Here is a 10,576-nt window from a genome sequence, read left to right as displayed (position 1 = left end):
TCGCGGCCGCCTTGCGCCGCAAGTCCGATATGATCGCCAGGAGCGCCTCGCAGTCGCCGGCCTCCATCCGGTGCAATTTAACTTTCTCGTTCTCTGGCTGCCGGCAGGCGACAACCCAGGACGATGCGCTGAGTTCAATGGCAAGATAGACTACGCGAGAGGCGTTGTTCGTCGGCATGAGAAGAGCTCCGCTGCGATGAATCGGACCGCTGCAGTTTGCCGCGAGTCCGCCTCCATAGCACCTGGAACCAGATTTCTAACCTGTTGGTCTCGATGCCTTTTTCACGTGCGATTTCGTCCAGGCGGGCTGGGAAACTTTTTTAAAATCCTCAATGGCGCCTTGCGCCTGCGCGTGATGACGCGGCCTGGCCGAGAGCTTGCGATACCTCATTTTGCGCAGCTCACGGCTCAGGGTCTGTTTGGCGATGGTGACGCGGAATTCCTCGAATATCCATTGGCACAAATCAACGACTCGCCAGCGAACCACGCCATGCACAGCCGGGATCGGCCCGCTTTCGACAATGGCGGCAAGTGCCGCTCGGTGCGTGTCGTCGAGCCGCGAGGGCCGCAGACTGTTTGCCGTCGATGAGCCCATCGGGGCCATGCGCGTTAAACTTCACCACCCAGTCGCGAACGATTTGCCGCGTCACGCCGCCGATCTCGGCCGCCTGTGTGCGGGTGGCGCCGTCATAGATTGCGGCCAAGGCCAAAAGCCGGCGGGCCTGGGCGCTGTCCTTCGACTTTTTGGCCGCCGCCCTCGACATGCGCGCATTAAAATCAGCTCGAAGCGGAATAGGCATGGCGAACCTCCATCGTTCGCCTTTTGAATCAGACAAATGCTGATTCGGGAATCGTCCCGCGAGTCAAAATTTTCGAGACATTGTACAAGTTGATTACGCGTAAATATATCATGAATTTTACATTGTAGTTCGGAGTATGTTGTCTAGATCCGCACGACAAATTAAGCTGAACGATAGAAGCTCGTCCGGATCGAGGCTGTCGGACAGCGCCTCTCTAGCGAGCCGCCGGACTTCGATGGCGGGATTCAGCGAGATCTCTACAATGGCTCTGAGCACCGCTTCTGCACCTTTAATTACGTCAGGTGGAGCAAACAGTCTCATTCGATTGATAAGCCCGGTCAACCGCTGCTCCTCGCCGCCCATGGCGATTTCGTCGCGTACGTACGCCTTCAGCAATAAACTGGACGCGTTTATGACGAAATCGGCATAGACCGTCTCTCGCTTCGCGATTTCACCCGCGACACGCTGGAGTCGATTTTGGTAGCGTTGAGTGTAAATGGCGGCGCTAAGCGAGGCGCCGCCTCCAATGAGCGTCCCAAAGAGCGCTGAAACGGGGCTTAAGATGGATACGTCCATGGGCATGCGTGCTCCGGAATGTCCTCATGTTTCAACGACCCGCTGCGGCAATTTCCTTGCCGATTACTCTGGCGGCGCCGGTGATGATGGGCGTCTATGTCAGGTACGTCTATTGCAGGTAATCGAAGACGACCGTGCCCCGCGGGCCCGATCTGGTGGGTGGTGTTGTCGAAATAGACAAAATTGCCGGTGCGGACGTTCACCGCGTCGACGCTGCAACGCATTCCGCCGGAATTGAGGCATGAGTGAGCTTTCACGGCCTTCAACTGCGTAACGAGCCACCGCATGATATCCGATTTGTGTTGGTATAGGTCGCATGGTGCAGGCTTTTGCGATTCCTGAGAAGCTGCTTCGGATCTGACGCCTCCTCTCATTGGGAGCGTTTGGACGGCGGTTCAAGATGGTTGCATCGATGTACACGCGTGCTCCAGAACATCTTCGTCTTTCACCTCTTCGCTGCGGCCGCGCGGCTCAGAATTTTGGAGATCCGTTGTCCGGCGGTCGTCCGCGCTGGGTCTTTCGATCCTGAACCAAGTCACATAGAGCGCCGGAAGGAAGATGAGGGTCAGAAGGGTGGCAACCGCCAGGCCCCCCATGATCGCATAGGCCATGGGACCCCAGAAGACGGTTGGCGCGATTGGAATCATCCCCAGGATTGCGGCGGAAGCGGTGAGCAGGATGGGCCTGAAGCGGTGCGAGGTGGCTTCGACGACAGCATCCCACGGGTGAAGCCCCAGCGCCTTTTCCTTCTCGATCTGATCGATCAGGATCACCGAGTTGCGGGCGATCATGCCGCTTAGCGCGAGCACGCCGAGGATCGCCACGAAACCGAGCGGCTTGTCCGCCAGGAGCAAAGCGGCGACGACGCCGATAAGACCCATGGGAACGACGCTGAGCACCAGGACCAGGCTGCTGAACCTTTGCAACTGGACCATCAGCACCGTCAGCGACAGGGCGAGCATCAAAGGCAGGACGGCGATGACGGAAAACTGCGCCTTGTCGCTCTCTTCCACCGATCCGCCCACGTTAACGTGGTAGCCGCTCGGCAGGCGCGCGTTCAGCGCGGCGATTCGCGGCGCCAGATGCTGCACGACGGTTGCGGCCTGCGTGCCCGGCGCGAGGTCGGCCTGCACCGTCACGGTAGGCAGACGGTCGCGCCGCCAGACGATCGGAAATTCCTGGCCGTAGTCGATCGAGGCGATCTGGCTCAGCGGCACGCTCCGCCCGTTCGGCAGCGGGACCTGAAGCGCCCGGATGGCCGAAAGCGAACCCCTCTGCTCGGCGGAGGCCCGGACGAGGACATCGACGAGATAGATGCCGCTGCGCACCTGCGTGGCCGTGACGCCGGACACGACCGCATTCACCGACTGGGCCAGCTCCTGCGAGCTCATGCCCAACAGCCGGGCCTGATCCTGGTCGACGCGGATCCTAACCGTGCGCGCCGGATCCATCCAGTTGAAGTTGACGTTGTCCGCCCCAGGAGCGGCGGCGACGAGTTCGGCCACTCGCGAGGCGATCGCGCGCACCTGGTCCGGCTCTCGCCCGCTCACCCTATATTGGACCGGCCACCCGACGGGCGGGCCGAGTTCGAGCGGATAGACCCGCCCGACGACACTCGGGAACCCGGTCGCCAGCGCCTGCTCCAGCTTCGCCTTCACGCGCTCGCGCTCTTTCAGTCCTTTGGTGACAACCACCGCCTGCGCGAAAAAGTCGTTCGGCAGCTGCGCATTCAGGGGTAGATAGAACCGCACCGCGCCTTGTCCGACATAGGTGCTCCAGCGATCGACGTCCTGATCGTCTTTAAGCAGCTTGTCCAGTCGCGCCGAGACGTCCTCTGTCGCATAAATGGACGCGTTTTCGCGCAGCTGCAGGTCCACCAGCAGCTCGGGCCGGTCGGAGGAGGGAAAGAATTGCTGCGGAACCAGGCGCGTTCCAAAGACCGACAGGGCGAACAGGGCGACGGTGGCGCCGATCGTGACCCAGCGGGCTCGCATCGCCAGCGTCAGGAAAGCGCGGAAGAAGCGCATGATCGGGCCATAATGTTCGGGGTGTGGCGTTTTGGGCTTCTTGAGAATCCACACGCCGAGCAGGGGCGCAAACAGGGCCGCGACGCACCAGGAAGCGATCAACGCTATGGCGACGACGGCGAAGATCGAGAAAGTGTACTCGCCCGCCGCGCTGCGCGCGAATCCGATGGGAACGAAACCGGCGATCGTGACGAGTGTGCCGGCCAGCCTTGGATATGCGGTCGAGCTGTATGCGAAAGAGGCCGCCTGCTCCTTTTCGCCGCCTCGTTCCAGCTGCGTGACCATCGCCTCGATTGTGATCATGGCGTCGTCGACTAGCAGGCCGAGCGCGATGATGAGGGCGCCCAGGGAAATTCGCTGAAGGTCGATCCCAAACATCATCATGGCCATGAACACCACGGCGAGGACGAGCGGGATCGCGAGCGCCACCACGGCGCCCGCGCGCAGGCCGAGGGCGAGCAGGCTGACCGCGAGGACGATGCCGATGGCCTCCCAGAGCGCCTCCATGAAATCGTCAACCGCGTGCGCGACGGTAACCGGCTGATCGGCGGCGAGCGCCGGCTCGATTCCGACCGGCAGGTCCGCCTTGATCTCGGCCATGGCGCGCGCCACGTTGCGGCCGAGGGCGAGAATGTCGCCGCCCTTTCGCATGGCGATGGCGAGCCCGACGCCGTCTCGTCCGTTGACGCGAAACTTAGGCTGAACAGGGTCGGCAGGGCCGCGCGTGACGTGCGCGATGTCGCCCAGCCGGATCATTCGCCCATTCGTGACGAAATTGACCGCCAGTATGTCCTGCTCGGACCGGAACGCGCCCGAGACGCGAACGAGGATCTTTTCGTCGCCGGTCTGCACAACGCCCTGAGGAGTGACGGCGTTCTGGGCGTTGAGAGCGGCGATCAGGGCTGTGCGGTCGATCCCCAGACCCGCGAGCTGCTCGGTCGAGAACTCCACATAGACGCGCTCATCCTGAGCCCCGAGGACGTCGATCTTCGAGATGTCCGGCAGTTCGAGGAGCTGCTTGCGGACGTCGTCCACATAGTCCCTCAGCTCCCGATGGGTGAAGCCGTCCGCGGTGAAACCGTAGACGATGCCGTAAGTGTCGCCAAACTCGTCGTTGAAGCCGGGGCCAACGATGCCTGGCGGCAAGGTATAGCGTATATCGTAAACCTTCTTGCGCACCTGATACCAGATGTCAGGCACTTTCGCGGGGGGCGTCGAATCTTTCAGGTAGACGAAGATCGTGGCCTGTCCCGGGGTTGTGTAGCTTTTCAGATAGTCCAGGTTCGGCGTCTCCTGGAGCTTGCGCTCCAGGCGGTCGGTGATCTGCTGGAGCGTGTCGCCGACCGTGGCGCCCGGCCATGCGATCTGGACGACCATGGTCTTTACGGTGAAGTCCGGATCCTCGCCCCGCCCGAGCCGGAGGTAGGACAAGACGCCCGCAATCACGACGACGAGCATGAAATAGGTCACGAGCGAACGATGCCGGATCGCCCATTCGGAGAGGTTGAGCTGATGCATCAGGCGGCTCCCAGGAGGCGGACCGTTTGACCGGGACGCAGCGTCTGAACGCCGGCGGTGACGACGAGTTCTCCAGTTTCCAGTCCATGGGAAATCACGACGGTGGCGGAATCGTACCGCAGGATTTCGATGTTGCGCAGGGACACAGTCTTGCTGTTCGGATCGACCACCCATACGGCGGGACGCCCGTCCTTCTCGGTGAGCGCGGTCGCAGGAACCTCGACGCCGGGCGTGGCCAACAGCTTGATGCGGCCGACGACCGTCGACCCGAGCCGCATGGCCTCGGGTGGATCGGCGACGCCAACCTTCACCTGATAGGTCCGGGTTGCGGAATCAGCTTGCGGCGCAACCTCCCGCACCCGGCCGGTCGCCTTAACCCGGGGGTCGTTGCTGAGCTCGATCTCGACGAGCGGGTCGTGCGGGCCATTCCTGATGAGCTGTTCGGGGACGTCGAAGACGGCGTCGCGCCCGCCCACACGCGCCAGCTGCACAACCATCTGCCCGGCCCGGACCACCTCGCCCGGCTCGGCGCCGACTGCGGTAACCGCTCCGGCGGCGTCGGAAAACAAGACCGTGTAGTTCTGCTGTTCCCGCGCGATCCGCACCTGCGCCTGGGCGGAGTCGACCTGGGCCTGAGCGGTCAGGAGCTTCTGCTGCGCGTCGTCGAAACCGGCGTGGGTCGTCCAACCATCCTTCAAAAGTTCCTGCTGCCGCAAGAATGTCAGCCGGGCCTGGGTCGTCACCGCCTCAAGCGACGCGAGATTGGCTTCCGCCGAGTGCAGCGCGTTCTGCTGTATCTGCGGATCGAGCCGGCCGACAACCTGTCCCGCGGTCAGCGTATCGCCGACGTGGACAGGCCGCTCGATCATCCGTCCGTCGACGCGAAAAGCGAGGCTGGCCTGATCCTTGGCGCGAATCTGGCCGGTTAGCGAGATGGTCTCGCCTTCCACGCCGCGCTCGACGGTGACGGTGCGAACCGGCCGGACCTGAGCGGCGGGAGGACTGTTCTTTTCGCAGCCCGCCAGGGTCGCTGCGATCAGGGCCGCTGCTGCAATTCGAGACTTGAACATTGGTGCCGCCTTTTGCAGGGACGTGAGAGCGGGGTTGCGCCGAGACGACAACCTCACCGTGCGATCTTGCATTACATAGTGCAGTGTATGATATTACACTTATTAGTGCAATACGGATTTTGTGGTCGAGCTTCGAAAAAGTTGGAGGCATCGACCCCAGCTCGCCGCCGAAGCTAACCGTTACGGACCGCGCCTGCCTGCCATGGGTCGAAACCGACCAGACCATTGGAGTGCGCTGCGCGCGGTTCACGCCGGCACTTGCATTACATCGTGGAGTGTATTAAATTGCACACATTAGTGCAAAAAGGGCCTTGGGGATGGAGCTTCGAAAGAAATCGAACGGTACGGCCGTGAAGGTTGCGCGCGGGGGATCGCGGGAAGCGATCGTCGAGGCAGCTACGCGCCTGTTCCTGGAACACGGGTTCGGATCGGTGAGCATGGACGAACTGGCCGGAGCAGCCGGCCTGGCCAGGCGGACGCTCTACAATCAGTTCACAAGCAAGGAGGAAATCTTCCGGGAGATGCTTCTCAGGGTGTCGGGACAGCTCGAGGACACGTTTCCGCCCGGCATTGAAACCCAGGGCGATGTCGACGAGGTGCTACGTCTGATCGCGCGCATGATCCTGGAGCTCCACAGGCACCCGGAATACCTCGGGTTCCTTCGCATGGTGGTTGCTGACTCCCGCCAGTTTCCCTGGATCGCCGAGGAGTTCTCCGCCGTCATGGAGCCTCAAACTGAGCGCCTGGCGCGGTATCTCGCCCATGTGACCGCCATGGGCATTCTGAATTGCCGCAATCCAACGCTGGCGGCCCACCAATTCATGGGGATCCTCAACGAATTCTCCCTGTGGCCCTTGATGATAGGTCGCAAGAAGTTAGCAGTCCCGACCGAGGAGATAGTCGAGGAGACGGTTCAGATGTTCCTGCAGCACTACAGGCTTCCGTGATCGAAAATGCGCGGTCACGACGACGCAGCGTAACTACTCCCTCCTTCTTCCCGCCGCAAAACCGCTTTCGGCGCCAGCAAATTCTTTATTCAGACCTTCAGCAATACGAGATGGCCGACGCCGCGACCACGTCGAGCAGACCTACGAGCACCATGAAAGGCCGGCGACGCAGCCTTCGCGGCCGATTTCGTGCGCCTTGGCTGTGCCGGCGAGCTTGTTCAAAGCTTTTCAGTCGCCGACCCGTCAGCTATCTCGCACAGCCGGCTCAAGGTTTCCAGCGTGCCCGCATCGAAGCGCGCGGCGTCCCCTATTTCGACGTCGGCAATCGAAATATCCCTGGTCTCAATGAGACGGCGAGCTCCTGCGTCGCCGCGCAGACGGCTCAATTCGGAGAAGAGACTTCTGGGAAGGATGACCGGATTCCCCGTCAGGCCCACGGCGGTCGCGCGAACAACGGATTTCCCCCCGGATTCGTTGAATGTGTCGAGGAGACGCCGCCTGTGATCCTGCGTGACCATCGGCATGTCGGCCAGATGGATCATCAGGCCATCGCATTCCAAGGGGAGCAGCGCGACGGCTGCCTGAATCGAAGACGCGATGCCCGTCTGATAGGCCGGATTTTGAACGACCATGGCGTCGATCTCCGCTAAGGCCTTCCGGATTTCCGCTTCCATGTGACCGACCACGACCATGACGGGGCGACCGCTGGAGGCCAAAGCTCTTTGCGCGGCCAGGGCCACAAGAGGTTGGCCGTTCGGGCAAGCGAGGAGTTTGTTTTGTCCGGCGGCACGTGACGAACAGCCGGCGGCGAGCACCGCGATTGCGACGTTCATTGCCTGCTCCTGCCTGTTTCCGGTATGCGAGGAGATGGTCGAACAGGGATATCGACGAGCAATCTCCCACGCCCATCTCGCTTGATCGTGCCCCGTGCAAGCTCCAAAGCCCTGGGCAGAACATCGGCGCGATCGGCGATCGCTGCTGCGCCGTAAACGACGACGACATCCGACGTCGCCGAGCCGCGCCGCATCGCCTCCGCGACCATCGGTGCTTCGTGCGGAACTTCAAGATCGATGGCCAATACCCCCTTTGCGGGGGTCAGCCGCGCCATCAACGCGCCCCGCGTCTTGTTGATGATCGACGCCTTCAAAGTTCCGCGTGACGCTCTGAATCAGGGCGACCGATTTGCCCAAAAACGGCCTGACGGCCGGTCGCGCCACGACGATGGATTTCATTCCATGCGCCTTTAGAAATTCGATGTCCTGTCGGGAAAGGATACGCCCTTTCTTGAAGCGCTTTTCGCCAATATCCAGGCTGTGCGAGAGGATCGCTCCACAGGAGCCTTTCGCCGGACAAGGGCCAAAAACATCATGCGCTCCTCCAGGCAAGCGCGCCTTTTCTTTGGGTGTTTATGATTTGCGCGGCGATCGCTATCGCGATTTCCTCTGGCGTTGTCGCGCCTATGTCCAATCCGATCGGCGCCTCGATCCGATCGATGAGGCGCGGCTCCAGGCCCGACGCCAGCAAGCGTTCGATCCGCTTTTGATGTGTTTTCTGGCTGCCCAGCGCTCCGACGTAGAAACAGCCCGCTTCCAGAGCTTTCCGCAGCGGAAAGTCATCAATGCGCGGTTCATGCGTCAAGGCCGCCAGCGCGGTTGTCTCGTCGAGCGCGATTGTCCGCATGGCGTCTTGCGGCCACTCCGGAATGAGGTGCGCGGACGGAAACCGCTCTTCGCTGGCGAATCCCGATCGAGGATCGATGACGACGGTTTCCCACCCAAGATTCCCGGCGATCACAATCAGGCTTTGGCTGATGTGGACAGCGCCGATCAGGATCAGCCGCACCCTCGGACGATAGACGTTGATGAAAATATTTCGATCGGCATCCGTGTATAACTGGGGCGCCCTGGCGAAGGCGTCGGCGGGAATTGCCGAATGGCCATACTCTGGCGCCGAGGCGCCACCGGGCGCCACAATCATTCCGCCTTTTTCAAGATCGACGAGGGTCGCGCACGCCTGGCGATGACGACGATGGGAATTGATCATCCTGATGATGGATGGATCAAGAATTTCTTCGACGAAAATGCCGATGGACCCGCCGCAGGAAAGGCCCGCGCGCCAGGCTATTTCATTGGACACGCCAAATTCAAGAAGCGCTGGCTGACCGGTTTCCAGAACCTCGGCCGCGGCTGCGATCACGTCACCTTCGACGCAGCCTCCCGAAACGGAGCCCTCAAAATTTCCGTCCGCATCAATAATAAGATGGCTGCCAAGGGGGCGGGGCGCCGATCCCCAAGCCCTGACGACAGTGGCCAGAGCTACGCGCCGTCCCTCGTCGAGCCAGGACTCGGCGATAAATGTCGGATCGGTTTGTCCGCTTAGACGCATGGTGGCGGGTCTCGCTTCGGAGGTTCACGGCGCGCCCGGGTCCGGGAAAACCAGGGCGCGCTCCGGCTTTTGTTCAGTTGGGTCGGGCTCGGGGAGTTCAACGCTTTTGCTTAAACGCCCATGCATAAGTACTTGATCTCCAGGTAATCATCCATTCCGTATTTGGATCCTTCGCGGCCGTTGTCGCTCGCCTTTACGCCGCTGAAGGGAGCGACTTCCGTGGAGAACAGGCCTTCGTTGTGCCGTTACTTTGCGATCAGATGTCGATTAGCGGCGGAGTCGAAAAGGCTATAATGTACCACATATTCATGTGCCCATAGATATCGTTGTCCGACCATCTCGTAGTTAGTGGGCTGAACGGCGTCGGCTGGACCGATCGATTGCGCCGATAACCCGGGAACCTAGTTGTTTACGTAAGCTAAATCATGGTTTCATTTTATTAAATTTCATTTTCGCGAGAGCCAACCCAGATTGAGCTTGGCCCGCCGTTAGAGCGAAGCCCGGAGGAATAACCCATGACGAAGATCGATCCGCCGTCTCGGCATGTCGAGGGCGAGGAACTCGAGTCGTTTCTGAAAATCTGGAGCGAGTCGCCTTCAGGCAACGCGTCGGTTGCGGCGGTTGTCGCCGCCTTGGCCAATGCCGGCATCGCGATTGGCGCCTTGATCGCTCAGGGCCCTTTGCAAGGGGCCATGGGAGCGGAAACCGGGCTGGCCAATTCTGACGGCGACAAACAGCGCAAGCTCGACATTCTAGCGGAAGCAGCGGTGACGTCAGCCTTGAAAAATTCACCAACGGCCTATTACGCGTCGGAGCAGGAAGACTCCATCCTGACCATCAACGACTCCGGCGATGTAGCGGTCGTAGTCGATCCGTCGAATATCGACGCCAATATCACCATCGGCACGATTTTCTCGATCTTCCCGGCTTCGCCCGCAGGCGCTACGGCTTCGTTTTTTCGCCCTGGGTTCGAGCAGCTTGCCGCGGGCTATTTCGTTTACGGCCCGCACCTGTGAACGCCGCCGCCGGACCCAGTGAACGAATCGAAGGATGGACCTATGAACGTGACCCTGCTTGACTCGAAAACCGAGGCGAAACCTTCAACGAGAGACATGGCCAACGCCCTGCGCGCCTTGGCGATGGATTCGGTCGAAAAGGCTAAATCCGGGCATCCCGGAATGCCCATGGGCATGGCCGATGTCGCCGCGGTGCTCTTCAGCAAATTCATGAAGATCGACCCGGCCGATCCGGCC

Annotated in this window: 10 protein-coding genes and 3 pseudogenes; 3 read left to right on the top strand and 10 right to left on the bottom strand. The window is 61.1% G+C overall.

Annotated features, from left to right (window positions below):
• Positions 1–256: 256 nt before the first annotated feature.
• From ACLP2E_RS20405 to ACLP2E_RS20385, 5 genes and pseudogenes are all read right to left on the bottom strand, one after another.
• Positions 257–604 carry a helix-turn-helix domain-containing protein gene (locus tag ACLP2E_RS20405; RefSeq protein ID WP_442466948.1) on the bottom strand — a complete coding sequence of 116 codons (348 nt, stop codon included), beginning with the start codon at positions 602–604 and terminating at the stop codon, positions 257–259.
• A 25-nt stretch (positions 605–629) separates the two neighbouring features.
• Positions 630–764, bottom strand: a pseudogene (locus tag ACLP2E_RS20400) (IS630 family transposase); the annotation flags it as partial.
• 153 nt (positions 765–917) lie between these two features.
• Positions 918–1,376, bottom strand: coding sequence for a hypothetical protein (locus ACLP2E_RS20395; protein WP_442466947.1), 459 nt, complete (start codon positions 1,374–1,376; stop codon positions 918–920).
• Between the two features lie 395 nt (positions 1,377–1,771).
• Entirely contained in the window at positions 1,772–4,921 is a 3,150-nt protein-coding gene (locus ACLP2E_RS20390) for an efflux RND transporter permease subunit (RefSeq protein ID WP_442466949.1), read from the bottom strand.
• Positions 4,921–5,991 (bottom strand): efflux RND transporter periplasmic adaptor subunit, encoded by a 1,071-nt coding sequence (locus tag ACLP2E_RS20385; protein WP_442463471.1) that lies wholly within the window; start codon positions 5,989–5,991, stop codon positions 4,921–4,923. The genes ACLP2E_RS20390 and ACLP2E_RS20385 overlap by 1 nt, the downstream gene beginning before the upstream one ends.
• 317 nt (positions 5,992–6,308) lie before the next feature.
• Here ACLP2E_RS20385 and ACLP2E_RS20380 point away from each other — a divergent pair, with 317 nt between their 5' ends.
• A complete protein-coding gene (locus ACLP2E_RS20380) occupies positions 6,309–6,938 on the top strand; it encodes a TetR/AcrR family transcriptional regulator (protein ID WP_442463472.1) in 630 nt (209 codons plus the stop codon).
• A 218-nt stretch (positions 6,939–7,156) separates the two neighbouring features.
• On the opposite strand, the gene ACLP2E_RS20375 is transcribed toward ACLP2E_RS20380, so the two are convergent.
• From ACLP2E_RS20375 to ACLP2E_RS20355, 5 genes and pseudogenes are all read right to left on the bottom strand, one after another.
• Positions 7,157–7,771: a nucleotidyltransferase family protein gene (locus ACLP2E_RS20375; protein WP_442466946.1), complete on the bottom strand. Its 615-nt coding sequence runs from the start codon at positions 7,769–7,771 to the stop codon at positions 7,157–7,159.
• The gene (locus tag ACLP2E_RS20370; protein WP_442466945.1) at positions 7,768–8,085 is read right to left on the bottom strand and encodes a hypothetical protein; all 318 of its coding nucleotides are present in this window, start codon (positions 8,083–8,085) and stop codon (positions 7,768–7,770) included. Before ACLP2E_RS20370 ends, ACLP2E_RS20375 begins: the two co-directional genes overlap by 4 nt.
• A gap of 218 nt (positions 8,086–8,303) precedes the next feature.
• Positions 8,304–8,780, bottom strand: coding sequence for an XdhC family protein (locus tag ACLP2E_RS20365; RefSeq protein WP_442463488.1), 477 nt, complete (start codon positions 8,778–8,780; stop codon positions 8,304–8,306).
• A gap of 354 nt (positions 8,781–9,134) precedes the next feature.
• Positions 9,135–9,323, bottom strand: a pseudogene (locus ACLP2E_RS20360) (XdhC family protein); the annotation flags it as partial.
• Between the two features lie 110 nt (positions 9,324–9,433).
• Positions 9,434–9,562: pseudogene (locus ACLP2E_RS20355) on the bottom strand (aldehyde dehydrogenase family protein); the annotation flags it as partial.
• A gap of 276 nt (positions 9,563–9,838) precedes the next feature.
• Here ACLP2E_RS20355 and ACLP2E_RS20350 point away from each other — a divergent pair.
• Both ACLP2E_RS20350 and ACLP2E_RS20345 read left to right on the top strand, forming a co-directional pair.
• Positions 9,839–10,339, top strand: a complete 501-nt coding sequence (locus tag ACLP2E_RS20350) for a hypothetical protein (RefSeq protein ID WP_442466944.1) — start codon at positions 9,839–9,841, stop codon at positions 10,337–10,339.
• Between the two features lie 42 nt (positions 10,340–10,381).
• A partial coding sequence (locus ACLP2E_RS20345) for a hypothetical protein (protein WP_442466943.1) occupies positions 10,382–10,576 on the top strand: 195 nt, incomplete at its 3' end.

Origin of the sequence: Rhodoblastus sp., from assembly GCF_052145335.1 — a bacterium.
Taxonomy (GTDB): Bacteria; Pseudomonadota; Alphaproteobacteria; order Rhizobiales; family Beijerinckiaceae; genus Rhodoblastus.
Note: the sequence above shows the minus strand (reverse complement) of the source record. Positions and strands in the feature narration are given on the sequence as shown.

Coding starts and splice junctions, on each gene's coding strand:
- ACLP2E_RS20405 (WP_442466948.1), bottom strand. CDS start 604: ATGGCCCCGATGGGCTCATCGACGGCAAACAGTCTGCGGCCCTCGCGG.
- ACLP2E_RS20395 (WP_442466947.1), bottom strand. CDS start 1,376: ATGGACGTATCCATCTTAAGCCCCGTTTCAGCGCTCTTTGGGACGCTC.
- ACLP2E_RS20390 (WP_442466949.1), bottom strand. CDS start 4,921: ATGCATCAGCTCAACCTCTCCGAATGGGCGATCCGGCATCGTTCGCTC.
- ACLP2E_RS20385 (WP_442463471.1), bottom strand. CDS start 5,991: ATGTTCAAGTCTCGAATTGCAGCAGCGGCCCTGATCGCAGCGACCCTG.
- ACLP2E_RS20380 (WP_442463472.1), top strand. CDS start 6,309: ATGGAGCTTCGAAAGAAATCGAACGGTACGGCCGTGAAGGTTGCGCGC.
- ACLP2E_RS20375 (WP_442466946.1), bottom strand. CDS start 7,771: ATGAACGTCGCAATCGCGGTGCTCGCCGCCGGCTGTTCGTCACGTGCC.
- ACLP2E_RS20350 (WP_442466944.1), top strand. CDS start 9,839: ATGACGAAGATCGATCCGCCGTCTCGGCATGTCGAGGGCGAGGAACTC.